Annotated in this window: 21 protein-coding genes; 6 read left to right on the top strand and 15 right to left on the bottom strand. The window is 70.0% G+C overall.

The features are described 5' to 3' along the window. Positions 1–287 precede the first annotated feature (287 nt). Positions 288–1,250: a zinc-binding alcohol dehydrogenase family protein gene (locus ACFV46_RS12555; RefSeq protein WP_385498033.1), complete on the top strand. Its 963-nt coding sequence runs from the start codon at positions 288–290 to the stop codon at positions 1,248–1,250. Between the two features lie 228 nt (positions 1,251–1,478). Here the strand turns inward: ACFV46_RS12555 and ACFV46_RS12550 are convergent, their stop codons facing one another. From ACFV46_RS12550 to ACFV46_RS12535, 4 genes are all read right to left on the bottom strand, one after another. Next, positions 1,479–1,940, bottom strand: a complete 462-nt coding sequence (locus ACFV46_RS12550) for a nuclear transport factor 2 family protein (protein ID WP_385498032.1) — start codon at positions 1,938–1,940, stop codon at positions 1,479–1,481. Between the two features lie 184 nt (positions 1,941–2,124). Further along, the gene (locus ACFV46_RS12545) at positions 2,125–2,952 is read right to left on the bottom strand and encodes an alpha/beta hydrolase (RefSeq protein WP_361934558.1); all 828 of its coding nucleotides are present in this window, start codon (positions 2,950–2,952) and stop codon (positions 2,125–2,127) included. A 268-nt stretch (positions 2,953–3,220) separates the two neighbouring features. Then, on the bottom strand, positions 3,221–3,688 hold the full coding sequence (locus ACFV46_RS12540; protein WP_361934556.1) for a nuclear transport factor 2 family protein: 468 nt from the start codon (positions 3,686–3,688) through the stop codon (positions 3,221–3,223). Between the two features lie 158 nt (positions 3,689–3,846). Next, the gene (locus ACFV46_RS12535) at positions 3,847–4,773 is read right to left on the bottom strand and encodes an AraC family transcriptional regulator (protein WP_385498030.1); all 927 of its coding nucleotides are present in this window, start codon (positions 4,771–4,773) and stop codon (positions 3,847–3,849) included. Positions 4,774–4,880: 107 nt separating this feature from the next. On the opposite strand from ACFV46_RS12535, the gene ACFV46_RS12530 reads away from it, so the two are divergent. After that, on the top strand, positions 4,881–5,843 hold the full coding sequence (locus ACFV46_RS12530; protein WP_385498029.1) for an SDR family NAD(P)-dependent oxidoreductase: 963 nt from the start codon (positions 4,881–4,883) through the stop codon (positions 5,841–5,843). A gap of 68 nt (positions 5,844–5,911) precedes the next feature. Here the strand turns inward: ACFV46_RS12530 and ACFV46_RS12525 are convergent, their stop codons facing one another. The 3 genes from ACFV46_RS12525 to ACFV46_RS12515 form a co-directional block, all read right to left on the bottom strand. Next, on the bottom strand, positions 5,912–7,120 hold the full coding sequence (locus ACFV46_RS12525; protein WP_385498027.1) for an acyl-CoA dehydrogenase family protein: 1,209 nt from the start codon (positions 7,118–7,120) through the stop codon (positions 5,912–5,914). A gap of 250 nt (positions 7,121–7,370) precedes the next feature. Continuing rightward, positions 7,371–8,159 carry an alpha/beta fold hydrolase gene (locus tag ACFV46_RS12520; RefSeq protein ID WP_361934545.1) on the bottom strand — a complete coding sequence of 263 codons (789 nt, stop codon included), beginning with the start codon at positions 8,157–8,159 and terminating at the stop codon, positions 7,371–7,373. 218 nt (positions 8,160–8,377) lie between these two features. Next, positions 8,378–9,028 carry a nuclear transport factor 2 family protein gene (locus ACFV46_RS12515; RefSeq protein WP_385498026.1) on the bottom strand — a complete coding sequence of 217 codons (651 nt, stop codon included), beginning with the start codon at positions 9,026–9,028 and terminating at the stop codon, positions 8,378–8,380. Positions 9,029–9,575: 547 nt separating this feature from the next. Here ACFV46_RS12515 and ACFV46_RS12510 point away from each other — a divergent pair. The 3 genes from ACFV46_RS12510 (at position 9,576) to ACFV46_RS12500 (ending at position 11,673) form a co-directional block, all read left to right on the top strand. Further along, positions 9,576–10,193: a TetR/AcrR family transcriptional regulator gene (locus tag ACFV46_RS12510; protein ID WP_385498025.1), complete on the top strand. Its 618-nt coding sequence runs from the start codon at positions 9,576–9,578 to the stop codon at positions 10,191–10,193. A 98-nt stretch (positions 10,194–10,291) separates the two neighbouring features. Continuing rightward, positions 10,292–11,011: a DsbA family protein gene (locus ACFV46_RS12505; RefSeq protein ID WP_385498024.1), complete on the top strand. Its 720-nt coding sequence runs from the start codon at positions 10,292–10,294 to the stop codon at positions 11,009–11,011. A gap of 29 nt (positions 11,012–11,040) precedes the next feature. Then, positions 11,041–11,673, top strand: a complete 633-nt coding sequence (locus ACFV46_RS12500) for an HD domain-containing protein (RefSeq protein WP_385498023.1) — start codon at positions 11,041–11,043, stop codon at positions 11,671–11,673. 236 nt (positions 11,674–11,909) lie between these two features. On the opposite strand, the gene ACFV46_RS12495 is transcribed toward ACFV46_RS12500, so the two are convergent. Continuing rightward, complete coding sequence (locus ACFV46_RS12495) at positions 11,910–12,674, bottom strand: SDR family NAD(P)-dependent oxidoreductase (protein ID WP_385498022.1); 765 nt, start codon at positions 12,672–12,674, stop codon at positions 11,910–11,912. 258 nt (positions 12,675–12,932) lie between these two features. Between ACFV46_RS12495 and ACFV46_RS12490 the strand changes: the two genes are divergently transcribed. Continuing rightward, positions 12,933–13,529 carry a TetR/AcrR family transcriptional regulator gene (locus ACFV46_RS12490; RefSeq protein WP_385498021.1) on the top strand — a complete coding sequence of 199 codons (597 nt, stop codon included), beginning with the start codon at positions 12,933–12,935 and terminating at the stop codon, positions 13,527–13,529. Positions 13,530–13,733: 204 nt separating this feature from the next. Here the strand turns inward: ACFV46_RS12490 and ACFV46_RS12485 are convergent, their stop codons facing one another. The 7 genes from ACFV46_RS12485 to ACFV46_RS12455 form a co-directional block, all read right to left on the bottom strand. After that, positions 13,734–14,426, bottom strand: coding sequence for an alpha/beta hydrolase (locus ACFV46_RS12485; RefSeq protein ID WP_361934524.1), 693 nt, complete (start codon positions 14,424–14,426; stop codon positions 13,734–13,736). 301 nt (positions 14,427–14,727) lie between these two features. Further along, complete coding sequence (locus tag ACFV46_RS12480) at positions 14,728–17,094, bottom strand: M4 family metallopeptidase (RefSeq protein ID WP_385498020.1); 2,367 nt, start codon at positions 17,092–17,094, stop codon at positions 14,728–14,730. A gap of 185 nt (positions 17,095–17,279) precedes the next feature. Further along, positions 17,280–17,891 carry a hypothetical protein gene (locus ACFV46_RS12475; RefSeq protein ID WP_385498019.1) on the bottom strand — a complete coding sequence of 204 codons (612 nt, stop codon included), beginning with the start codon at positions 17,889–17,891 and terminating at the stop codon, positions 17,280–17,282. Next, complete coding sequence (locus ACFV46_RS12470) at positions 17,888–21,607, bottom strand: S8 family serine peptidase (RefSeq protein ID WP_385498018.1); 3,720 nt, start codon at positions 21,605–21,607, stop codon at positions 17,888–17,890. Before ACFV46_RS12470 ends, ACFV46_RS12475 begins: the two co-directional genes overlap by 4 nt. A 246-nt stretch (positions 21,608–21,853) precedes the next feature. After that, a complete protein-coding gene (locus tag ACFV46_RS12465) occupies positions 21,854–22,006 on the bottom strand; it encodes a hypothetical protein (protein WP_385498017.1) in 153 nt (50 codons plus the stop codon). 109 nt (positions 22,007–22,115) lie between these two features. Beyond that, on the bottom strand, positions 22,116–25,082 hold the full coding sequence (locus tag ACFV46_RS12460; protein ID WP_385498015.1) for a helix-turn-helix transcriptional regulator: 2,967 nt from the start codon (positions 25,080–25,082) through the stop codon (positions 22,116–22,118). Between the two features lie 244 nt (positions 25,083–25,326). Further along, positions 25,327–25,458: a hypothetical protein gene (locus ACFV46_RS12455; protein WP_385498014.1), complete on the bottom strand. Its 132-nt coding sequence runs from the start codon at positions 25,456–25,458 to the stop codon at positions 25,327–25,329. Positions 25,459–25,868: the final 410 nt, after the last annotated feature.

Here is a 25,868-nt window from a genome sequence, read left to right as displayed (position 1 = left end):
GGTGCGGCGAGTGGGGGTCCCCCCTGCTCGAAGAGCTCGGGGGAGCGTGCCGGGCGCCGGGCGGCAGGCGGGACTTTGCGGACACGACCTAGGGGTCCGCCCCCGTACCGCTGGCGCGCCCGTCGGGCGCGGGCGTTCCGCGGAGGCGGAACGTGGCAGGACTCGCCCAGTGCCGATCCTGACGCAAGCAAGCCGTTCGGCATTCTATACTGACCATTCGTAAAAGAATTGGTGTGGTCGCGGCCGGCGACTCGGCAGCGACCACACCTTCGGGAAAGGAAGCAGCTATGAAGGCTGTAGGAGTGTTCCGCTACGGCGGTCCTGAGGTGCTCGAGGTCGTCGACCTGCCGGTACCGGAGGTCGGTCCCGGACAGATCCGCATCCGGGTGCACGCGGCGTCGGTGAACCCGTCGGACATCCTGCTGCGCACCGGTTTCACCGACTCCATGCTCGCGGGGCGGCTGACTCCCCCGTACCGGCCCGGCATGGACGCGGCCGGCGTCGTGGACGCCGTCGCCCCGGACGCGGTCACGGACCTGCGCGTGGGTGACCGGGTGATGGCGATCGTCGTCCCGATCGATCCGTCCGGGGGCGCCTACGCGGAGTATGTCGTCGTGGACGCGCGGCAGGTCGTACGGGCACCGGCCGGAACGACGCACGCCGAGGCTGCCACTCTCCCGATGAACGGCCTGACCGCACGCCTTGCCCTCGATGTGCTGAACCTGGCTCCGGGTGGGTGGATCGCCGTCACCGGCGCTGCCGGAGCACTGGGCGGATACACCGTGCAGCTCGCCAAGGCGGACGGACTGTCCGTGGTGGCCGACGCGGCGCCTGCCGACGAGGAACTGGTCCGGTCCCTGGGCGCGGACAAGGTCGTCAGCCGGGGACCGGACGTGGCCGACCGCTTCCGCGAGATCGTCCCGCAGGGCGTCGAAGCGGTCGTGGACGCCGCTGTCATGGGACCCCAGGTTCTTGGCGCCATCCGGCCCGGCGGACAGCTCGCCCTGGCGCGCAGCGTCGGAGAACCTGGCACCGTTCCCCTTGGCGACACCGGAGACGTGATCGTGAGGAACGTCTTCGTGCCCGAGTACCGCTACGCACACGACAAGCTCGACGCCCTGCGCGTGCTCGCGGAGGAGGGTCGCATCACCTTGCGCGTCGCTGGTGAATACCCCGCGGACCAGGCGGCGGACGCCCATCGGCGTTTCGAGGGGGGTGGCGTGCGGGGCAGGCTGGTCCTGACGTTCTGACCGCCGCAGGGCCCGCGGCGGCGCAACCCCGGGCGTAAGCGCCTGGAGGCGGCGGGTCACCGCCCCGGGCGGAGTGCGCCCGCCCACTCCGCCGCGCAGGCTCCCGGCACTGCGGGCTCGCATCGACAGCCGCGGCGCGAGCCCGTGGGCACGGGAGCTTGCCAGGCGCTCGTGTGGCCGGCGGCCCCTTCGGCCGGGTCTCTCCCGAGCCCGGCCACGTGCTGCGTGTCAGGTATCCGGGTCCCAGTTGTCGAGCGGATCCATGCGGAAGCGGGTCAGCTCCACCGAGTCGATCAGCCACCGGCCGTCGACCTTGCGGTAGGTCTCCCGGTACTGCCCGTAGCCGTTGTGCCCCTCGGGGGCGTCCTTTCCGGCCGGGAAGGTCAGCAGATCCTCCATCGCCCAGATCCCCGATGCCGTGTCGGTCCCGGTCATCTCGATCTCCGGCATGTGGCCGTGGTGCACCGACGGCGCGTCCCCGGTCAGGTCCCGGATGGTGTAGGCGAACTCCTGCGGCGACTTCCACACGATCCCGTCGGTCACGAGCTTGGCGTCGGGCGTGAAGAGCGCGACAAGGTCGTCATGCTTCTTCTCGTCCACGAAACGGAAGTAGCGCGCCTTCAGTTGCTTGATGCTCTCGATCGCCTCGAGGTCGCTCAGTCGCCGACGTATCTCGTCGAGATCACTCATGATCTCGCCTCCTTGGCTGTGCAGCACCTGGCCTGTCCATGCCGAATCGCCGGATCCACACTGGTACATAGGGGAAGGGTTACGCCGAGGCGGTCCGAGGGCCTCCGGGTGGCATGCGCCACTCCCGTTCCACGCCGGGCCGGAACGGGAGTGACTCGACCCTTGACCTACGGCCGCCCCCCTCTCAACTGCGGGCGAACTCCAGCAGGTCGGCGTTGAAGGTCTCGGCGAACTTGGGCACCATCGCCAAGCCGTGCGGTGCACCGGGGTACACCTTGTAGACCGCGTCCTTGACGAGCTTCGAGCTCTTGTCGCCCGAAGCGACGATCGGAACGATCTGATCGTCGTCGCCGTGCACGATCAATGTGGGCACGTCGATCTTCTTGAGATCCTCGGTGAGGTCGGTCTCGGAGAAGGCCTTGACGCAGTCGTAGGCGCCCTTGATCCCGACCGTCATGCTCCACAGCCAGAACTCATCACGCGTGCCCTGCGTGACGGTGGATCCGTCGCGGTTCGCGCCGTAGAAGGAAGCGCTGAGGTCCCGGTAGAACTGCGACCGGTCGGACTCCACCCCTTGCCGGATCTCGTCGAACACGTCGATCGGCAGCCCTTCGGGATTCGCCTCGGTCTTCAGCATCAGCGGTGGGATCGCGCCTACCAGCACGGCCTTGGCGACCCGCTCGGAGCCGTGCCGGCCGATGTAGCGGGTGACCTCGCCACCCCCGGTCGAGTGTCCGACGAGTATGACGTTCCTGAGGTCGAGCTGCTCGATCAGCGCCGCCAGGTCATCGGCGTACGTATCGAGGTCATTGCCCTCCCAGCTCTGACCGGAGCGCCCGCCTCCTCGCCGGTCGTGGGCAATGGCCCGGTAGCCGTTGTCGGCCATCAGTTTCATCTGTGGATCCCAGGCATCGGCGGTCAGAGGCCAGCCGTGGGAGAAGACCACGGGCTGACCGTCTCCCCAGTCCTTATAGAAGATGTCTGTTCCGTCTTTGGCAGTGACAAAGGACATGAGGGGGTCCTTCCGTCTATTGCGGCAACTCCGCACAGTGGGTGGAATTCAGTGCCCGGCCCGGAAATCGGCGTGCCGTATCGTGCGCTTTCCCCTGGCGCGCCCGCGGCCGACGGATGCGTCGGCGAGCTGACTTGACCGCGCCGAGCACATCGTGGAATTCACCCTAACCGAATGGCTCAGTTTCGGCGTCCCGAGCGTCCACGTGGACCGGCAGAGCCGGGGGCGCCAAGCCCGAACCGCGGGGTCCGTCCGCTCGGTGCCGCGGTCAGAATCCGAGTTCGCTGAGGCCGGGATGTTCGTCGGGCCGGCGGCCGAGCGGCCAATGGTATGCGCGCTCCGATGCGGAGATGGGCAAGTCGTTGATGGAGGCGTGCCGGACGGCCATGAGCCCGTCCGCGTTGAACTCCCAGTTCTCGTTGCCGTACGAACGCCACCAGTTGCCGTCAGCGTCGCACGACTCATAGGCGAACCTGACCGCGATGCGGTTGCCGTCGAACGCCCAGAGCTCCTTGATGAGTCGGTACTCCAGCTCCTTCTCCCATTTTCGGGTCAGGAACTCGACTATCTCCTCACGTCCCGTGACGAACTCATTGCGGTTTCGCCAGCGGGAATCCTCGGCGTAGACGAGGGAGACCTTGTGCGGGTCGCGGCTGTTCCAACCGTCCTCGGCAAGACGCACCTTCTGGATTGCCGACTCCCGTGTGAAGGGGGGTACAGGCGGATGATCTGTCACGACTACTCCCGGGTGGCAGCGAGGGACAATGTGCCTCGCGTCAGTGGCCGCAGCCCTCCACCGCCGCGGTCCGGCGCCCTGATCCAACGGTATAGCCCGTGTCCGCAGCCCGCTCTCCCGCTGTGACATCCGGTGCGCCCGATCCCGGCGTCCCCCTGTCAGTCACCCACTGCCGCCCCGCGGTGGCGCCTGCGGTAGACGCTGGGGGACACACCCGTGATCCGCTTGAAAGCCGTGCTCATCGCGCTCTCGGATCCGTAGCCGGTGGAACGGGCGATCGCCGAAAGAGTTTCGTCGCTCTCCCGGAGCCTCTGCGCCGCGAGTTGGATGCGCCAGCGGGTCAGGTACTCCATCGGCCCCTGGCCCATGGTGTCCTTGAAGCGTGCCGCCAGGGTGGAACGGGAGACGGCACCGGCTCGCGCCAATTCGGCCACCGTCCAGGGGTGCGCCGGGTCCGTGTGGAGCGATGTCAGCGCGGCGCGGACTGCCGGCTCGGCCAGTCCGGTCAGCAGCCCCGAGGCCGCTCGCGGTTCCCGGGCGAGGTGCAGGCGCATCACGTGGATGAGCATGACGACCGCCAGGTGCTCGGCGACGAGCGACGAAGCTGCCGGTCTCGACGTGAGTTCCTGCTCGATCACCGTCAGTGCCCATTCCACCGTCTCGGCGTGCGGTGTGCCCGCGGGGACATGGATGACCGGTGGAAGGCCCGCGAGGAGCAGTTCGTGGCCAGGCTCGCCGAAGGTGAACCGCCCGCCGATGAGCAGCACGTCGTCGCCTGTGCCGGTGTGCGCCATGCCGTTCTCGGCACCGGCGAAGATGGTGCGAGCGTCGATCTCGGGGCCCGGGGGGTCGCTGCGCAGGGTGAATGGCAGTGGCCGGGTGAGCAGGTAGCAATCACCCGGTGCCAAGGCGATCGGACCGTCCCCCTTTTCGACCTCGAGCCAGCAGTACCCCCGTCGCAGAGTGTTGAATTTCACTCCGCTCGGCGGCTCGAACCGGACGGACCACTGCCCTCCGGCCGTCAGTCCCGCCGAGAGATGACTGCGCGTTCGGAGCAGGGACAGAACGTCTTCAAGCGGGTCCATTCTTCTCCTGGACGCTGGGTAATCTCTCATGGACTTCCAATGATGTTCAATGTGTTCGCGGGGCCATACAGTCGAATTGAATCCGCTCCACCGATGATGAGGTTCTCATGAGCACAGAGAAGCTGTTGACCACCCCGTTCTCACCCCGGGCGACGTCCGCGGAAGTGATTTCCGGCGTCGATCTCACGGGTCGACGGGCCATAGTCACGGGCGGGGCCTCAGGTATCGGTGTCGAAACGGTCAGGCCCCTGGTGGCTGCCGGCGCCGAGGTGACCGTCGCCACCCGTCGGCCGGAATCGGCAGGGCCGCTGCTTCGCGAACTCAACGAGGCCGGGGGATCAGGAAGCGCTCATCTCGCCCAGCTCGACCTCTCCGATCTCGAGTCGGTGCGATCCTTCGTGAAGGAATGGCAAGGGCCACTCGACATCCTCGTCGCCAATGCGGGAATCATGGCGCTCCCCCAGAAGGAACTCGCGCCGAACGGCTGGGAGCTGCAGCTCGCCACGAATTTCCTCGGTCACTTCGCCCTCACCACCGGATTGCACTCCGCGCTGAAGGCGAGCGGTTCCGCTCGTGTCGTGCTGGTCAGCTCCGGCGCACACATAAACGTGCCTTTCGACTTCGAGGACCCGCAGTTCGAGCGGCGCCCGTACGATCCCTGGGTCGCCTACGGGCAGTCCAAGACGGCGGAGGTCCTGTTCGCGGTGGGCGCTCGCCGCTGGACCGGAGACGGCATCACCGTCAACGCCTGCAACCCGGGGTACATCCTGACCAATCTCCAGCGGCATCTCGACGACGACACCATGCGGGCGTTCGGAGTCATGGACGCTGACGGCAATCTCACTCCTCTGCCCTACTACAAGACACCGGCCCAAGGGGCGGCGACCTCCGTGCTCTTGGCGGCCTCGCCTCTGGTGAGCGGAGTGACGGGCCGCTATTTCGATGACAATCAGGAGGCGCCGATCGCGGTGGAGGGCGCGGAGAACCCGAGCGGTGTCGCGGCACACGCGCTCGACCCGGCTTCGGCGCAGCGGCTGTGGGAGTACGCGGAGCGGGCCCTGCAGCGTTGAGGCTGACTGTCGGATCCCCGGTTCCAGGTCTCGGGACCCGGAACCGGGGTGTCGCCCGTTGGTGAGCCTCAGATCATGAGGCTCACCCGCTCCTCGATGCCGAGGAGGGACTTGCCGTAGACCTCGTACCCGACCGCCGGTACCAGGCCGGCGTGACGGGCCGCGGTGTTGGCGTCCCGCCAGATGCGCTGCAGCGGGCTGGTCTCGGCGAATGCGGAGGCACCGTGGACGTTCAGGAGGGTGGTGATCGCTGCCAGCACCTGCTGGGCGGCGTATCCCGCCTGTGCCCGCAGCCTGGTGCGGGTGGCGTAGTCGACTGTGCCCTCGGCTGCCGACCGGTCCACTTCGTCGGCGGCGGCGTAGAGGTGCAGGCGCGCTGTCTGAAGTTGCAGGGCGGCTTGCGCGATCTGTGTCTGAACGCCCACGGAGTCGGCCTGCCGCGGGTGGATCGTGAAGGACAGGGGCTTGGAGCCGGCCTGGTCGACCACGGTGTCAAGAGCGGCTTTGCCCATGCCGAGCAGAGGGCCGGCCAGACACAGCGTCAGCATGGGGCCGAAGGCGGAGGAGAAGAGGGCTCCGTCGTCAGCCGTGCGCGGGTAGTCGCCCTCCGCTGCCGCCGGCACCGACAGCACGCGGTGGGCGGGGACGAAGACGGATTCCGCCGTCAACGTGTTGCTCGCTGTCGCCCGCATCCCCGCGGTGTGCCAGGTGTCCTCAACAGACAGCTCCGAGGCGGGAATCAGCACCAGTGCCTGGTCGGCGACCGCACCCGTCCCGTCCTTCAGCAGTGCTCCCACTGCCGCCCATGTGGCGTGTGGGGCACCGGAGTTGTACGACCACCTGCCGGTGACACGCCATCCACCATCGACCGGCTCACCCACGCCGGTGGGCGCGGCGACGCCCGTCACGCGCGCGTCCGGGTCTGCTCCGAAAACGTCCTGTTGGGCCTGGTCGGGGAACAGAGAGGCCAGCCAGTTGGTCACCGCGATGATCATGCCGGTCCACGCAGCCGACCCGTCGCCCTGTCCCAGGACCTCGGAGACGGCGGTCAGGGTCCGCAGATCGGTCTGGTGGCCACCGAACCTCTTCGGCGTGAGCAGCCGGAAGACACCCGCTTGGGTCATGGCCTGGACCGCTTCGGACGACACCGTGCGTTCCTGCTCGCTGAGAGCCGCCTGGGCTCGCAGCACCGCCTGGAGATCGGCGGCATGGGCGACGAGCTTCGCCCTTCGTTCTTCAGAGGACGGCGTGCTGGTGCCGTCGACGGGATGTCCCACGTTCCCTCATTCTCTCAAGGTGACCGGGCCTCAGGCGGGCCCGGTGTCTACTGGGTGTCGGCCTTCCCGGCCGGCGGCCGGGAAGGCCCGGTACATAGGTGGAGCGGGCCCGCACAGTCACACCCTGCGCAACATGCCTTCGCGGCCGGGTGGGTGGAGAGGGGTGGCCGCGCTGTTGTTCACGGACGGTGCTTCCCCGCCATGTCCGGTGGCGGGAGTCGCAGGGTGGAGCCCTCGACGGGCGGCACTGTCACCACACGGACCGGTCGAGCCAGGACAGGACGCGGTCTGCCACTTCCGCCCAGCGAGGCTCAAGGATGAGGCTGTGAGCCCGGTCGGGGAGGAACAGGTAGTCGGCTCCGAAGTGATCGGCGTGCCTGCGGACCAGCTCCGCCGGTGACACGATGTCGCGGCCTCCGGCGACCATCAGTGCGGGCCCGCTGATGCGCGTCCGGTCGAGCGCGATGGCCGCGCCCCGCTGAGCAGCCTCCCAGACGGCCTTCGGGGACTCGTCCGGCATGAGGCTGTAGTAGCGACGCGCGTCGTCGTCCGAGCAGCCTGCGAAGAACCACTCCACGGCCATCTCGTACGGCATGGGAGGGAAGGGTTCGCTCAGGTCGACCTCCAGGGGAAGAGGCGCGCCCGCGGAGTGCTGCGAGGGAACCGGGGCCAGGAGCACCTGCGCGGCGACCGGGAACTGCTCCGCGTACTTCTGCACCGCAGCCGCGCCCATGCTGTGGGCGACGAGCACGGGGGTGTCGCCGACGTGCGATATGACGGTCCGCAGTTCGCGCGTGACGTCGAGCATGCTCCGTCGCACGAACTCGTCCTTGGGCAGGTCTCGCGAGTTGGTGTGGTTGTACCAGCTGAAGGCGTAGCTGTGCCGGCCGGCGGCCGCGAAGTAGGGCAGCCACTGTTCCCACAGCCAGCTTCCGTGGCTTCCGCCGTGCACGAAGACCACCGGGGGGCCTTTCGGTGCTCCCTGGGGCGCGACGTGTTCGACGAAGACGCCGTCCACCTGACAACTGTCGATCACCACAACCAACCTCCATATACGGAAAGAGCCGACGCGGTCGATGGGGCCGGGGGCCTGCCGGGACGGCGAGATGGACGCCGGCAACGGGTGCGCGTTGCCGGCAGAGAGAGGCACGGAACCGCCGCCGTCTCGACGCGCACGTTGCGCACGCGGCGGAAAGCAGCGGTTCCGTGGGTATGAAGTGGGGGTGTGAGCTCACTCGAACGTGCAGCCCACATACCTCACTTGGCGGGGGCGGTCTGGGAAGGAGCGCCCTCGGAGGGGGCGGTCTTCGGGGGGGTCCAGTTCGGGATGGGATCCATACGGAACCGGGTCAGCAGCACCGAGTCGATCAGCCACTTGCCGTCGATCTTCCGATAGGTCTCACGGTACTGCCCGTAGCCGTGGTGGCCCTGCGGCGCGTCCTTGCCGGCCGGGAAGGTGAGCACATCCTGCATCGACCAGATGCCCGACGCCGTGTTCGGACCGGTGATGGTGATCTCCGGCATCATGCCCGAGTGGGCGGAAGGTGCCTGGCCGGTCAGGTCGCGGATGGTGTAGGCGAAGTCCTTCGGGGACTTCCACGTGATCCCGTCCGTCACCAGCTTGGCGTGCGGGGTGAACAGTGCGGCCAGCTCGTCGTGCTTCTTCTCGTCCACGAAACGGAAGTAGCGGGCCTTGAGCTGGTGAATGTCCTCGATGTCCTCCAGGCGCTGGACCTTCGCGGCCAGTGACCTCGACGGCTCGCTCGCCGACCGGTCGTGTGCGTTGGCCGACGGCGAGGTCAGAGCCACAGCGCCGAGACCCCCCACCACCAGCAGTGCGGCCGCCAGCGCCGAGGCGCCGATACGGGAGCGCCACGCCGCCGTGTTCCGGGTTTCCTGTCCATACATGTCGATCGTTCCTTTCGTTCCGCCCGGGCGGCCGTGGCCTCGACGGGCGACTGCGCGTGAGGCGGCGCAGAACAAGCCCGTGCGGAAAGTGAGTCTTTGCGGTCCCGGTCCTGCGGCCGCCTTGTGACGACTGCAGGGGCGGCAAGACCGGGGTGCCGGTTCCTCGTGACCCTGTTAGGGGGTGGCGCGGGAACAGTGCACAGTAGATACTAAGAGGAACGTTCAGTCAATAATTCCTAAGGTCGCCCTCTCATGGCGTGACGCGGGCCACACACGCCCGTGGAGGAGTCCACCCATGCGCAGACTCATGCCGTTACCACCGCCGACCTCGAAGGATGCACGGCAGCACCCGCGCGGACGCCTGTCGAGGCCGGCCCCACCCCGCTACCGCAAAGCGGACGGATCTCGTCCATTTGTGTTACTTTTCCTCAAGCGGACGAGTATCGTCCGATTTGGATGCTGGAGGACGGGCCCATGACGGATCACGAAGCGACCCGCGGATGCCTGCCCGGACTGCACAAAGCCCCCACGCTGGAGGTGGCCTGACATGAACGCCACTCCCTCCCCTCGCGCGGACGCTCGGGAGAACCGGCGCCGTCTGATCGAGGCCACGCGCGAAGCCATCTCCTCCCGCGGCCTTGACGTGTCGGCACTGGACATCGCACGGGCAGCGGGCCTGGGCGTCGGAACCCTCTATCGGCGCTTCGGCACCAAGGAGGCGCTCCTGGACGCCGTGGTACTCGGCCTCTACGACGAACTGTGCGACACGGCACGGGCGTGTATGACACGTACCGACGCCTGGGAGGGACTCTCCGAGTTCGTCATGGAACTGGCCAAAGCACACCGCGACAACCGGGGGCTCGCCACCGTCACCGCCGCCTGTGATCAGGAGCCTTCGCCCGAGCTCGCCCAGCGCACCGCCGCGCTGCAGGACGCTGTCGCTGATCTCACCGAGCGCGCCCGCGCCACGGGCTCGCTGCGCGCCGATGTGACCTGGCAGGACGTCATCATCTGCTCCCGGGCCGCCCTGGACACGCAACACTGCCTCGGTGTCGACGCCGGGCCCGACGGATGGCGCCGCATCATCACCATCCTCCTCGACGGGCTTCGCGCTCCCGGGCACACCACACTCGCGGGTCCCCCACCCCGCACCACCGGCATCTGACCGGCCTGGTTCACACCGTCACACGACACGGTGCCCGTCCTTCCCCGAGCCCATCGGCCTCCATTGGAAGGACCGGCTGCCGGCGAAAGGACACAATCATGCGCGTCGACATCTGGTCCGACATCTCCTGCCCGTGGTGCTTCATCGGCAAGGCCCGGTTCAAGCAGGCACTGGCCTCCTTCCCGTACCGTGCCGATGTCGAAGTCGTCCACCGTTCCTTCGAGCTCGATCCGCGGCTGAACGAGACCCGCCCCACGACCGGGGCAGCCCACGCGAAGAAGTACGGCATGACCCCGGCACAGGCTCGCGCGGCAGAGGAACGCATAGCGCGCGTCGCCAGGCAGGAGGGACTCGGTTACCTCGTCGATCACCGAGACCACGGAAACACCTTCGACATGCACCGGCTCCTCCATCTCGCCGCCGCCCATGGCGTGGCGGAGGAACTGTTGTCCTTGTTCTACGAGGGCAACTTCGCGACGGCACGCACGGTCTACGACGCCGAGCACCAGATCCAACTCGCCGTGCGCGCGGGTCTGGACGAGGACGAGGTGCGCGGTGTGCTGGCCGACAAGCAGGCGTACGCCGCTGACGTGCGCAGGGACGAGGCAGAGGCGGCGCGACTGGGCGTCACAGGTGTGCCGTTCTTCGTCATCGGCGGGAAGTACGGCCTGTCGGGAGCTCAGCCGACGCACGCCTTCACGGAGGCGTTGGAGCAAGCGTGGGCCGAGCAGAAGCCGGAACTGCAGATCGCCGGCACAGTGCCCGACGGCGGGTGCGACGCAGACGGTGCGTGCGCGCTGCCCTCGGCCCGGCCGTGACCCCGTCCGCGCAGCGCAAGGAGCCGGACGTGACGACGAAGACAGGAGACGTGCAGGTGTCGATCAGCTTCGGTGGGGCCGTCGCCGATTCCGCTTACGCGCACGTGCGGGGCGTCCTCGATCCCGCCATTCTCAATCACAGCATCCGGGTGTGGCTGGTGGCCGAGCACCTGGGTCGCAGCCAAGGCATCGGTGACGTGGCGCGGGAGGCGCTCGCCGTGGCCTGCCTGTTCCACGACGCGGGCACGGCCGCCCCCTATGACGGACCACAACGGTTCGAGGTCGAGGGCGCGGACGCGGCCCGAGCCTTCCTGACGGACCACGACTGGCCGGCGCCCCTGATCGAGGAGGTCTGGGAAGCTGTCGCGCTGCACACCTCTCCCGGCATCGCGGAGCGCATGGGACCGCTGCCGCAACTGGTGCGGCAGGCCGTCCTGGTCGACTTCGGCAGGAGCGACCTGATCGACCCCGCCGATCAGGAACCATTGCTTTCGGCCCTGGCAGGCTTTCCCCGTCTGGACATCGAGACCGTCCTCGGCGACGCGGTGGTCGCTCAGGCCGTCCGGTGTCCACAGAAGGCACCGCCGTCCAGCTGGCCCGGTGGCCTGCTCGCCGCCCATCTGGCGCATCCGACGCACGGCGGCGTCAACCCCGCCTTCTGAGGCGACCGGTCCCGCGGTGCGGGGTCTGGAAGGCTGGGATCCTGCTGGTCAACGGGGCGAGGGGGGCGGGGAGCGGACACGCCGGCGGCCGAAAGACGGATCCGGGGAAGGGCTCGAAGCCCTTCCCCGGATCAGGTGTTGCCGACCTGTGTGACCGCAGGCTCCGCAGGCCGCTCACGAGGCCGGCAGGTGACCGCGTGCGTGACGGCAGTGCGACGGGCCGGCCGACGAGGTGATCAGTAGCCGGCGGTGAGCGCGCCGTCGATCGCCAGGGCGGCGCCGCTGATGAACCGGCTCTCGTCGCTCAGGAGGAAGGCGGTGAAGGCGGCGATCTCACCCACGTCGGCCGAACGCCCCGTCGGCTGCTGGCTGAGGATGCTGTTCGCAGCTTCCGGGTTGCTCGCCGTGAAGCCCTGCCACAGCGGCGTGTTGACCAGACCCGTGAGGAGGGCGTTGACCCTGACACCGTCCTTTGCCGCGTCCAGCGCCGTCGAGCGGGTCAGACCGACGACACCGTGCTTGGCGGCCGAGTAGGCGACGGCCGACGGGTCACCCGCCGCACCGACCACAGAGGCGTTGTTGACGATAGAACCCCCGCCGCTGGCGATGATGGCCGGGATCTCGTGCTTGAGGCTGTAGAAGACACTGGTCAGGTTCAGGGAGACCACGCTCTGCCAGAAGGCGGCGTCCACCTCGCGGATCGATCCCTGGCTGTTGCCGCCGCCGGCGTTGTTGAACGCACCGTGCAGGGCCCCGAACTCCCTGACCGTGAAGTCCACCAGGTGTGCGACGTCCTCCTCGCGAGTGACGTCCGTGGGAACGAAGACGGCCTTGCCGCCGTCGGCCGTAACCTCCGCCGCGACCGCTTCGCCACGAGCCTTGTCCCGCGCCCCGATGACCACCGTCGCGCCCTCGCCGGCGAGTCGCTTCACCGTGGCCTCACCCATCCCGGAGGTGCCCCCGGTCACGATGATGATCTTGGAATTCAGGCGGTTGGACATGGATGCTCCATTCTTGCCCCGGGGTGACACAGGCCACGACTCCGGAATGTTCGAGATGGCGGGCGAACGCCCTGAGCAGACTGGAGGCTCTTCACTCCTGAGCCTGCCTCTTCACCGTACCCTATCAGGAACGAATGGTCATTAAAGAAAATTCCGCGTCCGCGGCCCGGCCACTGAATGTGGAGCGATCAGCCAGGATGATCTGTTCTCAATTGCAAATCTGTACCGTTCATTCCCAATGCGCGTATACTCACGGGTATGGCACGCACCCGGGAGTTCGACACTGAGAAGGCCGTTGAGGCGGCGATGAACGCCTTCCGCCTCAACGGTTACGACGGCACGTCGATCCAAGACCTCGTCGAGGCGACTGGCGTGGGCCGCGGTTCCCTGTACGCGGCGTTCGGCAGCAAGGAAGGCCTGTACCTGGCGGCCATGGACCGCTTCCGGGCCAATTACGCGTTGCCGCTGGTCGAGCTGCTCCGGGACGGAGCCCCCGGACGGGAGCTCCTGCGGGAGGTCCTGGTGGCCGCCGTGGACGAGATCGTCTGCGACGGAAGCCGCCGGGCCTGCCTCATGGTCGGGGCGGCGGTCGGCCGGATAGCTCACGACCCCCAGGTGTCCGCCCATGTGCAGTCGACGTCGGACATGCTCGAGGACGCACTGGCGCAGGTCGTGGCGGAGGCGCAGGCCGACGGCCAGTTCTCCAAGGAGAGGGACGCCCGCATCGTGGCCCGCTACCTCGTCACGACGATGCACGGGCTGCGGGTCATGGGGGCGATCACCCCCGATCGCGCATCGCTCACCGAAGTCGCCGAGCTCGCTCTCGACGCGTTCGCCCCCTCGCCGGCCTCATGACCGGCAGCCCTGTCCGTCTTCGCCACCGCGCCGCGGCGCCCGGGCAGAGCTGGTTCAGGCCGTCGCTGACCCGCGTGCCCGGCCGGGAGGCAGACCATCGGCAGGGCAGATGGCAGGGTCGCACCGTCGGTGGTGGTGCCGGCAGTGCGGCCGTTCACCCGGCTCGAGGACGCCTTCGCGATCAGTAATTCGAAAAGCCGCACCCTAACTGTCGGCGTCCGCGGTGATCAGGTCCGCCAGAGCGGTCGGCATGGAGAGGAACGGGGAGTGGCCTGAGGGCAGCCGGTACAGGCGGTCGGCGCGCTTGCCCATCGACTCCTGGTACGCCGGAGGGAGCATCTCGTCCTGCTCGCAGACGATGTACCTGGAGGAGACCGTCTTCCATGCCACCGCGGTGAGCGGTTCACTGAAGGACCGTATGCTCTGCGGGACCAGCCGCTGCACGGCCCGATCGGCCTCCTCCGCGGTGATGTCGCTGAACAGCGCCTTCGCCGGGTTGTCGGGAACCGGCAGAGTCCCCGAGTCGCCGCTCGGCAACTGTCCCCCGCTCTCGCTGACCAGGGAAGCGCCCTCGTCCAGTTGGAAGCCGGCGAGATAGAGGATGCGCGACACGTTGGGCGCCGAAGCGGCGGCTTCCGTGACCGGGACTCCCCCGTACGAGTGCGCGAGGATGGTCACCGGCCCGTCGACCTCTCCCAGCCGGGCGCGGACGGTCTGCGCGTCGTCGTACATCCCCGCCGTCTCGTTGCTGCCCGTCGACGCACTCGGCAAGTCGACCGTGAGGGTGTGCCACCCCTGGGCGGTGAGCGCCGGAACGAGCTTGTCCCAGCACCAGGCGCCGTGCCAGGCACCGTGGACAAGCAGGATGGTGGGTTCGCCGTGTACTGCGGTGGTCATGGATCGGCCTTCGAGCAGGAACAACCGGGGTCTCCCCCGGCAAGGACACAGAGCTGTACGCGGATCACGGCCCTTCCCGGCGGCTGGACCACAGGGGGTGTGGCCACGATCGGCTCTCCGCCGAGCCTAGAAGGGGCCGCGCCCGGCGGGCCATGATTCATCGTCCACCGCTCTTGCCCGATCGTCCGAAGGCGGCCGGAGGAGTGCGCGCCACCGAGAGGTACTGGGTCGTCAATGCCGCTGCCCTCGTGCCAGGTCACGGCCCGCACCGGGCCGGTGTGGGCCGTGACAGAGGCCGTCGTCAGAACGTCAGGCTCCAGCCGTCGAGGTGGCCGGGGTCGACGGTGAAGATGCCGGGGGTGTTGTCGGTGACGCGCAGTCTCCACGTCCCGTTCGCGGGGACGGCCGAGGCGTCGACGGTGTATTCGGCGTGCAGTTCGGACTCACCCTCGTTCCAGTACCAGGGCTTCACGGGGATCTCGGTCCCGTCCTCGCTGATCAGGGTGACCACCTGGCCGCCCACCCACGGGTGGACGAGGTCGATGCTGACCTTGAGTTCCTTGGGTGCCTGCCCCGTGCGGCCGGTCACGATCAGAGGGGACTCCACCGTGCCCCACCGCGGGATGTCGAAGCGGGCCGGGTTGACGAAGTGGCGGCCTCCGGAGGCCAGGACCGGCCAGTCGAAGCGCACCGTGGTCCTCGCCCCGTGCTGCGCGGTGTTCTCGACGGTGACGACGGCCTTGAAGGTGCCCGCCTTCTGGGGCGTGCCCGAGATCAGGCCGCTGCGGGGGTCGATCGAGAGCCCCTTGGGCAGGTTGTGGGCGGCGTAGGCGAGCCGCCCTGGGGCGGAGCCCGCCGCCACGATCTGGCGGCTGGTGGGCTGGCCCACGGCGGCCGGTCGGGTGGACGGGGCGGAGACGGCGATGTGGTGGACGTAGCGGGCGCCCACATTGACGGCGGCCCAGGCGTTCCCGACGGCCTCGTAGGTGGGGCTGCCCTGTCCGAACAGGTCGGCGGCGGCCTGGAGGGTGGCGGTGCGGGCGCCGGCGTAGTCGGTGCTGCTGGTCATGTACGTGGTCAGGGCGCGGTACCAAATGTCGGTGGCGTTGCGCAGGCCGATCGGGGTGACGGGGAGCCCGTCGTAGGTGGGGCTGTCGTAGGCGACACCGTTGAGGGTCTTCTTCCCGCTGCCCTCCGACAGCAGGTAGAAGAAGTGGTTGGCGGGCCCGGAGCTGTGGTGGACGTCCTCCTTGTGGAGGTCGGGCGTCCAGTAGTCGAGCGAGGTGCCCTTCTCGGGGTGGGCGTCCTTGGAGGGCTGGTCCATGTAGCGCAGGGGCCGCCCGGTGCCGCGGACGTCGGCGAGTTCACCGAGGGTGTAGTCGGGTGTGTCGGCCGCGTTGCCCGTGAAGAACTCCACCGCCGTGGCCATGATGTCGCTGGTCGCCTCGTTCAGGCCGCCGGACTCGCCTTCGTAGGTGAGGTTGGCCGTCGCCGAGGTCACGCCGTGGGTCATCTCGTGGGCCGCGATGTCCAACTCGGTGAGCGGGTGGGCGTTGTCGCGTCCGTCGCCGTAGGTCATGCAGAAGCAGAGGTCGTCCCAGTAGGCGTTGGCGAGTTTGTCGCCGGCGTGCACCCGGGAGCGCGCTCCGGCGCCGTCGCCCTTGATGCCGTCGCGGCCGAACCGCTCGCGGTAGAAGTCCCAGGTCATGCGCTGGCCGTAGGCGGCGTCCACGGCGGCCGTGGTCCGGTCGGCGTTGGTTCCGTCGCCCCAGTCGTCGTCCTCGTCGGTCACGAGGACGCCCGCGCCGCCGACGCCGGTCAGATCGTAGGTCTTGTGGCCACCGCGCTCCGGGTCGGTCAGTTCGAAGACGTCACCGGCGCGCACCGTTCCGATGGGGACCCGGCCGCTGTACCGGCTGTGTCCCGTGCCCGTGCTGATCTGCTCCACGTCCTGCAGGACCCGCCCCGACGCCGCGTCCGTGACGACGCTGCGGCGACTCGGGGTGCCGTCGGGCTGGACGCCGGTGACGTAGGTCTGCCACGCGAGGGTGGCGCGGCCGTCCCCCATGAGGACGACCAGCCGCGGGGCGCCGGCCTCTGTCTGCTTCCGGGTGCGGGAGTCTTCGGCCACGCCCAGTGCCGTGCGTCTGGCCTTGGAGGCGCTGATCGCGGGCTTCGTGCCGGGCACCCGCACGCGGGTGTTCGTGGCCTTGGTGACGGTGTGCTCGTCGGCCTTCCGGTGCACGACGAGGTCCCCGCCGAGTACGGGCAGGCCCGCGTACGTGCGCTCGTACCTGGTGTGCACCGTGCCGTCGGCGTCCTTGACGACGTCCTTCGGTATCAGGGCCTCCCGCTCCCCCAGTCCCAGGGTGTCGGCCGTGGTGGTCCGTTGGTCGGCCGCCGCGGCGAGCAGTCGCGCGCGCTCCGTGGTGGACAGGCGTACGGAGCGGGCGCCGGCGCGGGCGTCCGCGGCGATCCGCTGGGGCGTCTCGTCCGTCGCGGCGCGGGCCGCGGCGAGGCCGGCCGGCAGGACGGGGGTGAGCGTCACGGCCAGGGCCAGCGCGGCGGCAGCGGCCAGGCCGCTTCGCCTGACCCGGACGGCCGGCCGGTGCGGATGAACGGGCTGCGGCAAGTGGGGTGCGTCCAGGGCATTCTGATGGTTCGTCACTCGTGGGCTCCTTGTGTCCGGCCCTGTGCGGGTCCGGTCGTCGAGGATGTGTGCGGTGGCTGATGAGCCGGTGGAAGTCGACGGCGGTGAGGGGGTGTCGCGCCGTCGCGGGCATACGGGCGGGGCAGGAGGCGGGCACGATGGGGTCCGCCTCCTGCCCCCGCCCGGTGTTCACTTCGACCGCGTCAGCGCAGCCCGTACGCCGTCGGGATGGTCTGCCTGACCGTGTCGCCCTGGCTGTCCGCCGCGCTGATCCTCAGCCCGACGCCGTTCGCGGCGGCCTGCTGCCGCCGCGGGTTCTCGATGGTCACCGTGTAGGTGTTCCTGCCGCCGGCCTTGGTGGCCGCCGGTTGCCAGGTCCGGCCGCCGTCGAAGGTGGCCTCCGCCTTCAGGGACGTCACCTTGGGAGGCGTCGTGAGGCGCTCCTGGTAGTAGGCGACGACCGTGACCTCGTGCTTGCGTCCGGACGCGGCGGTGTTGGCGAGGTCCAGGCCGAAGTCGTAGCGCAGGAAGATCAACGGCTCGGGCCGGCACGCGGACGTGTCGCCGTCCACCAACTCCCCGACGCACGGGCTCTGTCGGGGCGTGTCGTTCTTGGTGGCCTGGGCGGAGGTGTACTCCCACACCGTCTTGACGTCGTCGGTCTGCGTCTCGAACGTGTACCGGGCCGACTTCGACGGCAGGTCGTAGGAGACGAGGTCGCCGCCCTTGCAGCCGGTGAGCACCAGCATCGCCGTGGCCGCGAGCACCGTGAGGACTCTTCCTCGGTGCCGGTCCTTCGGCACACGTGTGTTCATCGGTCGGTCTCCTTCGGGGTTCGTGCCGCCGTCAGCTGGGGCGTGTAGTCGGCGTCGGGAAGCGGCACCCTCTGCTGTTCGACCTCGTCACCGGAGGCGTTCAGCAGCTTGACGTCGCAGGTGAAGTCCATGTTCGGGAGGGTGACCGACGGGACGGGGCCGCAGGACGGGACGTCGGTGAGGGAGCTGGTGAGCAACTCGCTGCCCTCGGTGGCCAGGAGGGCCTGCCGACCGCCCGAGCCGCTGCCCGTCAGATAGACGGCGGGAGAGAAGGTGTCGCCCTGCCGGCAGCCGGCGCATGGTCCTGCGGTCACGGCGAAGCCGGACGCGGTCCGTGCCGTCCGCACCGCTCCGGGCACGGCGGGGCCTTCGTTCCAGTGGATCTCGTCGTGTCCGTCGAGGACCAGGTCGTCGACCTCCTGGCGGTTGTGCTCCAGGAAACCGTCGGTTCCGCGGTCGGCCCACGAGGCGGTGAACCTGCTGACCGCGTCGTCCTGCCGGGTGACGAAGACGCTCATGGTCTCCTGGGTCGGCGGCTGCGGCATGGCGACCTGTGAGGTGTCCGGCGTCGCCCGCAGGTGCTGCATCCAGCTCAACTGGTGGACGACTCCGCGGCGTTGCGCGTGGAAGGAGAGGTCGACCCGGTCGAGGTCGCGCTGTTCGACCTCGTAGTCATCGGCCTTGATGCCGCCCTCGTCGTGGAACCTGGCGACGTACACCGTCGGCACGGCGCTGCCCCCGAGGTCCACCTTGATGCCCGCACGGCCTGTCGTGAGCCGCTTGATGAGGGCCTCGGCCTCGTTGTAGGGCACGCTCACGACCGGGAGGGCGCCGTAGGTCTGCACGGCCGGGCAGCTGCGCGGTCCGTCGAAACACTGGTCCAGGTCCGTGGGCCTGCCCAGGGAGGTGAGGTCGGGCGCGGCGACCAGGACACCGACCGCTCCGGCCTTCGCTGCCGCCGCCACCCGTTCGTCCCGCAGTGTGGCGAAGTCGCAGACACCGGCGCACAGGTCGTCCGGGGTGACGAGGACGAGCTTGCCGCGGGCGTCGACGCGGGCGAGGTCGGCGGCCTTGCCGGCGCCCGCGTGGACCAGGGGCAGATGGCCCTCGACCGGGAGACGGGGCACGGGGATCGCGGCTTCGCGGAAGGTCGGGGATCCGTTGTCCCGCAGCCACATCTGGGTCTCCCCCACCGATGTGTCCGGGGTCGCGTAGCGGGCGGACAGAGGGATGGGAGCCCCGCCGCCGGTGGCTCGCATGGTGACGACGGGCGTCGTGCGGGAGCTGTAGAAGTCGTGGGTGAAGGTGCCCATGGTCACCTTGCCGGTGGGCAGCACCCACCAGTTGGGCTCATCGGCCTTGTACTCGACCTGGAGCACCGTGCTCACCGACCACGCGCCGGTCTTCGACACCCGGCGGGACGTCGCCATCGCGGTGTAGGTCTCGGTGGACACCGGGTACCTCACCCGCATGGGCTTGGCCTTGCGCAGGTCCAGGGTCACCGTGGTGGCCTGGGTGAGGTCCACCTCCGGCGCGACGGGCTCGGCCTGCTGCCACGCGCCGTTCGCGTCGCGCCAGCTGACCGACGTCCGCGCGGCGTAGGTGCCGCGGTAGAGGCTCTCGGTCACGCTCTGGCCGCCGGAGACGACGTTCTCCAGGGCGGGGTGCAGATAGATCTTGTCGTCGACCGGCAGGAACGTCGCGGTGCCGTAGCGGACGTCCGTGGCGCCGGCCGGTGGGACGATCTTCAGCGTCAGGGGGAACTTCTCGTCCTCGACGAACGTGTGGACACCCGACACCAGCTGGATCTCGCCCGAGTCGTCCTGGGCCTTCAACAGGCCCTTGTAGCCGCCGAAGGGGCCCTTGGCTCCCAGCACGCCGCCGTCGAGTGTCACCGACGCCTCGGCGGATCCGCCCGCGGGGACGACGAGCTTGTCGTGGTCGAGGGTGAACAGGCCCTTCGGGGCCGGGCGTCCGTCGGCGAAGGCGACCGGCATCGACAGGTGCAGGGTGATGGCCCGGTCGCTGCGGTTGGTGTAGGTGATCTTCTTGGTCACCGGCGCGTGCGGGAAGGCGCGCTGGCCGAAGTTCAGGTTGCCCTTGGGCACCAGGCGCGGGTCGGTCGCGGTCGCCAGGTCCACCTGTCCGGTGCCCTGGGCGTAGACGTCGTGTCCGAGGTCGTCCGCGGTGTCCATCAGCAGCGCCTTGATCTGCGCGCCGGTGAAGTCCGGGTGCTGCTGGGCGACGATGGCCGCGGCGCCCGCCACGTGCGGCGTGGCCATCGAGGTGCCGTCCGAGGCCGTGTAGGAGGCGTCCACCGGCGTGCCCATGGAGGTGCCGGCGGCGCGTGCCGCGACGATGCCGACGCCGGGGGCCGCGATGTCGGGCTTGGCGGCGCCGTCGCCGACCCGCGGGCCGCGGTTGGAGAAGGAGGCCATGTCGCCGTTGTCGTCGACGGCAGCGACGGCGAGGGCGTCGTCCGCGACCGCCGGGGCGACCACCTTCTGCCGGACGAGGCCGGAGTTGCCCGCGGCGGCCACGAAGAGGGTCCCCGTGCTGCGGCTGAGCGCGTCGACCGCCTGGCTCATGGGGTCGGTGCCGTCGGTGGGTTCACCACCGAGGCTGAGGTTGACGACCTTCGCGCCCGCGTGGGCGGCCCAGTCCATGGCGGCGATGATCGCGTCGTCGGGGCACTGCCCCGCGTCGTCGCACACCTTCCCCACCAGCAGCTTGGCGCCGGGGGCGACCCCCTTGTAGCGCCCCTTGGACGCGGCGCCGCTGCCGAGGACCGTGGACGCGACGTGGGTCCCATGTCCGTGCCCGTCCTTGGTGCCGGTGGGGCTGCCCGTGAAGTCGACCTTGTCGACGATGCGGGAGGCCACGTCCGGGTGAGTGGCGTCGATTCCCGTGTCCAGCACCGCGACGGTCACGCCGGTCCCGTCGTAGCCGCGTTCCCAGGCGACGGGCGCGCTGATCTGGGGGACGGACGTGTCGAGGGCGATGTGGGAGAGCCCGTTGAGCCAGACCTTCTTGACGCCGGCCAGGGATCCGGCCGCTCGGGCGGCGGCGGGCGTGCCGGCTGTCTTGCCTCGCACCCCCTGCCACCAGCGTCCGCCGTCGGTGACGGTCATCGACCGGCCCTTGATGCTGCGCAGCGCCTTGCCGACGGAGGCGCCGGCGACCTTGCGGGCCGTGTCCGCGCGCTCCTCGTCGGTGTACGCGACCAGCACCGGGACCGTGTCGCCCCGCCCCGCCGCGGCGAGCGTGACCAGGCGCCGCAGGTCGAACAGGCCCCAGTCGAGCACTCCCGAGCCGACGAGGGCGAGCGCGTCGTCGGGTACGACGTACACCGCGCCCTGACGGGTGAGGGTGTGGAAGGGCACGGACGGCCCGTCGGGCCGCGGTGCGCTGTCGATGGAGCGGACGACCGGGGCGCCGTCGTCGCCGAGGCCGACGTGGACCTTGTCGCCGGTGATCAGGGTGACCGGCACCGAGCCACCGGACGCGGCGACGGCGCGCGCCAGGTCGCTGTCCGCGGTGTCTGCGGTGTCTGCGGTGGGGTGGCTGTTCGTCCGCACGACATCGGCTCGTGGCTGGTGTCGGTCCGGTTCGGCGGCCTGCGTCGGTGTCGTCGACACGATGACGCCGAGGACGCCCAGTCCGGCGGTGACCGCGCCCAAGCGTCTGGTGAGACGCTTCCTTGCGCTGGGTCTCATCTGTGGATCTCTCCTGTGGGATGGGTGACGGGACTTCGGAGTGCGGGTGCGCGTGCGGGGGGTGGGTTCAGGGGACGGGGCACCGGGCGGTGTGTCCCGGGGGTGCGGGACACACGTCTGTCCGCGCGTGCCGGGTGTGACCGGCTGTTCCGTCCGCGCGATGCTGGAGGGCGACGTGGCGGCCTCGGCACGTCGTTGCTGGAGGGCGACGTGGCGGCCTCGGCACGTCGTTGAGGGGTCGGCGCGTTACAGCGGCTCGTAGTCGGCGCAGGAGGCGTCAGCCGCGTCCTCCGCGGGTGCCGGCTGGCCGGCGTCGGCGGAGAGCGGTTCGTTCACCTGGTCGGCCGGAGTGATCCGAGCGGCCCCCGGTGCGTCGGAGGACGGTGTGGCGGGCGACATGCGCACCAGTGTGCGTTCGGGCCCCGCTCCCCCTCGATTGGTCACATGAGTGAATCAACTCGCCGTTCACGGGGCGGTATTTATTCGTTCACGGCGAACGGCCGGGAATTCACTCGTCGCCCGGCAGCCCCGCCCCAGCCCCGTTCCCGGCCCCCGTCCCCGCCGCGGACCCGGCGAGGAGTCCCAACTCCACGATCCGCAGCGCGAGTCCGGTCCGGGTCGTCACCTTCAGTTTGCGCATGGCCGATCTGACCTGGCTGGAGACGGTCTGCGTCGACACCACGAGGGCGTGGGCGATCTGCCGGTTGGTCCTGCCCTCCAGCAGCAGACGGGCGACCTCCAGCTCACGCGGGGAAAGCCGGTCGCCGTAGCCGGGACGTCCGGGGCCGCGCGACTCCCGGACACTCACGCCCTGTGCGGTCAGGAAGCGCGCCACCCGCTCCGCGTCGTGCCGGGCTCCCAGCTTGTTCAGGCCCCGGCGCACGTCGGCCAGCGTCGACAGTGCCGGTTCCCGCTCGGCCTCGTCGCCACCCGCCAGGCGGCAGTGGGCACCGCGTTCACGGGCGAGAAGGGCGTCGTAAGGGCGCGGAAGGGTGTGCCAGCGGCCCGCCGCGCGCTCGTACAGCAGGGCGGCTTCGGGGAGGTGGCCGTCGGCTTCGGCGAGGACGGCTCGGCACTGTGTCAGGCAGGCGAGCGCGGCGGGTGCGTCGTTGTCTCCGAGGGCCCGGGCAAAGGCGTCGGTCAGGCGGTGGGCGTCGTCGTGCCGGCCGGCGGCGGCGAGTGCCGCGACCCGGACCGCCGTGAAGTCGCAGGCCCTGGTCCAGATTCCCCCGTCGACGACGGCGTCGGCCAGGCCGTCGGTCAGCCGCAGGGCCTGGTCTACGTCCCCGTCACGCAGCCACAGCCGTGCCGAGGCCGCGGTGGCCTCGATGAGCTGCTGGTCGTCGCGCCCGGCGAAGTCCAGTCGCTCCAGCGCCGCTTCACGGTCCCCGGTCGCCGCGAGGACCAGGCCCGCCACGAGGGCCGCCTCGCAACGGTCCTTCAGCCGCACCCCGTCACCCGCGGCCAGCTGCGCGGGGCGCTCGGCGAGTTCGGACCAATTACCGGTGAACCAGTCGAGGTGGGCGCGTGAGGCGGCGATCGTGTCGAGGTAGTCCAGCAGTTCATGGCGTTCGGCGAGCGACTGGGCCGTGGCCAGACGGATGCGGGCCTCGTCGTAGCGGCCCCAACGCACTGCGGCCTCGGCCACGTTGGCGTGACCGATCGCCACGATGGAGGCCTCGCGCGGGTCGCCGACGGCGTCCGGTATGTGCCGGGCCTCCTCCCAGCCGCGCTCCTCGCCGAGCATCACCAGCGCGAAGGCGCGCTCCACGGACAGCTGGAGGCGGTCGAGAGGGGTCGTCGCCGTGTTCGCCGACGGCGCCTCCCGCAGCCAGCGCAGGTGTTCCCGGGCCGGACGGGCGTTGCCGAGCGGGAGGGCGAGCAGGAGGCGGGCCCTGGCCGCTTCGGGACGCCCGGGGCGCAGACCGGGGACCGCCGCGAGGATCTCTGCGCGGCCGGCCTCCATGTCCCCGGCCGCCATGAGCAGCCGGCCGATCTGGAAGCGCAGCAGGGCCCGTTGCTCCGAGGTGGGCAACGCGGCGTCCAGTGCGCTGCGCAGAGAGGCGATGGTCTCCGAGTACGGATCGGAACCGGACAGGGCCTGGAACTGTATCTCCGTGACCAGCCGGACGAGCACCTCGGGCGGGACGGCCATGGTGGTCACGAGGCTGTGCATGAGCAGGGCGGCGGTGGCCACGTCACCGGACTGGACGCACAGGTCGGCGGCCTGCTCGGTGTACCGGCACGCCGCCTCGACGTCACCCGCCAGCCGGTAGTGCCGGGCCAGTTGGGCGACCGGGGGCAGAGGCCACTGCTCCAGCGCCCGGCCGGCACGCAGGTGCATGACCCGCCGCTCCTCCGGTGGGATGGCCTCGTAGACGGCGTGGCATGCCAGCGAATGGCGGAAGGCCCACTGTCCGAGGCGGAGTTCACGCAGCAGTCCCCCGCCGAGTGCCTCGGCCGCGTGGGCGGCGAAGGTGTCGTCGGGCAGAGCGGTGACCGCGCGGAGCGTGGCCTGGTCGGTCGGGCCGGCCAGCACGGACACCGCGTACAGGACGGTGCGGGTGCCGGGTTCCACCCGGCCGACCCGGTCGAGGACGGCGTCGCGGATCGTCGGCGGGACCTCGATGCGTTCCAGTCTGCGTCGCGTCCAGCCGCCGTCCTTGCGGACGAGGTCGGCCCGGTCGTGCATCAGTCGGACCGACTCCTCGACGGCCAGCGGCACGCCTTCGGTGCGCGCGTGCAGGAACGCCGCGAACTCGTGCGAGACACTCTGCCCGGTCAGCATCGAGGAGACGAGCGAGGCGGTGTCCTCGACGTCGAGCGGTTCCAGGGCGAGACGCACCAGGTGCGCGTCGGCCGGCGGCCGGGACGTCAGCCGCAACAGCAGGGAGCCGGGCGGCACTTCGTCGCGGCGATAGGTCAGGACCACGCTGACCGTCTGCGGGCAGCGCGAGAGCAGGAAGAGGAGGAACTCCAGCGTCGCCTCGTCCGCCCAGTGCACGTCCTCGATCACCAGCACGCCGATGTCGAGGCGGCCGAGGAGCTCCATGAACGCCCGGAACAGGCGGTGGCGTGCCGAGGTCGCGTCCTTGAGCGGCTCGGGCGCGGCCGGGAGGTCGTCGGCCCACTCGGGAAAGAGGGGCCGCAGGGCTCCGGCGAGGCCGCTGAGCGACAGGTTGGCAACGTTGTCGACACCGTCACGCACGGCGTCCACCACGGCCCCGAGGGTGTACGGCACGCGCAGTTCGGGGCAAGCCCCGGCCAGGACACGGCGCCCTTGTGCGGTCCACGTCACCAGGAGCTCCCTGAGCAGCCGGGTCTTGCCGATGCCGGCTTCGCCCTCGAGCAGGATCAGGGCGGGAGTGGTTCCGAGCGCCCCTTCCAGGGCGGCCAGCTCCCGGTCACGACCGACGAGTCGCGGTGCGGCGAGCACCTGGTCCTCCCCCACCTCGGTGCGTGCCCCTTCGGCCACCGTCCGCTCCTTTTTCGCCGTCGTCGCAGAACACCGGTGCCGACTCTAGACGGTGTCCTGCGTGCACCGTGCGGACGCTCGCGTGCCGGGGACACGGAGGTGGGCCTGTTCACCGTGCTCGGCCCGGAGGGTGGACGAGGCCGAAGGAGCTCGCCCATCGGGCGGATCGCCTGGATCGGCTTGCGGTGCTCGGCGCCCGGCGCGGGGCGGCTCCGGCCTCGGGCAGGGGCGCCCAGACGGGCTGTCAGGCAGGGGTACCCAGACGAGCGTCCTCGGTGCGGTGCGCCGCGAGGGTGTGCGGCGGCACCACTTCCCCGTCGGCGATGACGAACGCCAGCTCGGCCACCCCGCCCGACTCGTGGGGCGCCTCGCTCACCCCTGGCCCCGGTCTCTCCCACGGCGCCGGGGCCGCCCCGGCGCACGCTGCGGGAGTGTTCCGGCAGCACACATCTACCCCACCGACCGTTTTATGCGAGTACTCCGACCGCATCACGCTCTCCTGCGCCCCGGCCTGCACCACCACCGTCCGCCGCATGAGTAAGACGCCCCGGTCGGCCGTGCCGGCCTGCCGCCCCGCGCCCCCTTGGGCAGCCCGCGCAGCAGGGGCGGGCTGTTCGGCATGCGAAGACCTGCCCTGGTGGCTGCTGCACTTCGTTGACCAGTGCTCATCCGAGCGATCCGCACCCGAGGGATTACGGCGTCCGTCAGGAGCCAGGGGCGGCTGACACCGCACAACTCGACGGGGCGTCAACTGCCCGACTGTGTCACGGCATTGTTCGATCTGGT

Origin of the sequence: Streptomyces sp. NPDC059852 (assembly GCF_042731455.1) — a bacterium.
Taxonomy (GTDB): Bacteria; Actinomycetota; Actinomycetes; order Streptomycetales; family Streptomycetaceae; genus Streptomyces.
Note: the sequence above shows the minus strand (reverse complement) of the source record. Positions and strands in the feature narration are given on the sequence as shown.

Coding starts and splice junctions, on each gene's coding strand:
- ACFV46_RS12490 (WP_385498021.1), top strand. CDS start 12,933: ATGGCACGCACCCGGGAGTTCGACACTGAGAAGGCCGTTGAGGCGGCG.
- ACFV46_RS12510 (WP_385498025.1), top strand. CDS start 9,576: ATGAACGCCACTCCCTCCCCTCGCGCGGACGCTCGGGAGAACCGGCGC.
- ACFV46_RS12530 (WP_385498029.1), top strand. CDS start 4,881: ATGAGCACAGAGAAGCTGTTGACCACCCCGTTCTCACCCCGGGCGACG.
- ACFV46_RS12470 (WP_385498018.1), bottom strand. CDS start 21,607: ATGAGACCCAGCGCAAGGAAGCGTCTCACCAGACGCTTGGGCGCGGTC.
- ACFV46_RS12545 (WP_361934558.1), bottom strand. CDS start 2,952: ATGTCCTTTGTCACTGCCAAAGACGGAACAGACATCTTCTATAAGGAC.
- ACFV46_RS12555 (WP_385498033.1), top strand. CDS start 288: ATGAAGGCTGTAGGAGTGTTCCGCTACGGCGGTCCTGAGGTGCTCGAG.
- ACFV46_RS12505 (WP_385498024.1), top strand. CDS start 10,292: ATGCGCGTCGACATCTGGTCCGACATCTCCTGCCCGTGGTGCTTCATC.
- ACFV46_RS12495 (WP_385498022.1), bottom strand. CDS start 12,674: ATGTCCAACCGCCTGAATTCCAAGATCATCATCGTGACCGGGGGCACC.
- ACFV46_RS12475 (WP_385498019.1), bottom strand. CDS start 17,891: ATGAACACACGTGTGCCGAAGGACCGGCACCGAGGAAGAGTCCTCACG.
- ACFV46_RS12550 (WP_385498032.1), bottom strand. CDS start 1,940: ATGAGTGATCTCGACGAGATACGTCGGCGACTGAGCGACCTCGAGGCG.
- ACFV46_RS12535 (WP_385498030.1), bottom strand. CDS start 4,773: ATGGACCCGCTTGAAGACGTTCTGTCCCTGCTCCGAACGCGCAGTCAT.
- ACFV46_RS12515 (WP_385498026.1), bottom strand. CDS start 9,028: ATGTATGGACAGGAAACCCGGAACACGGCGGCGTGGCGCTCCCGTATC.
- ACFV46_RS12485 (WP_361934524.1), bottom strand. CDS start 14,426: ATGACCACCGCAGTACACGGCGAACCCACCATCCTGCTTGTCCACGGT.
- ACFV46_RS12465 (WP_385498017.1), bottom strand. CDS start 22,006: ATGTCGCCCGCCACACCGTCCTCCGACGCACCGGGGGCCGCTCGGATC.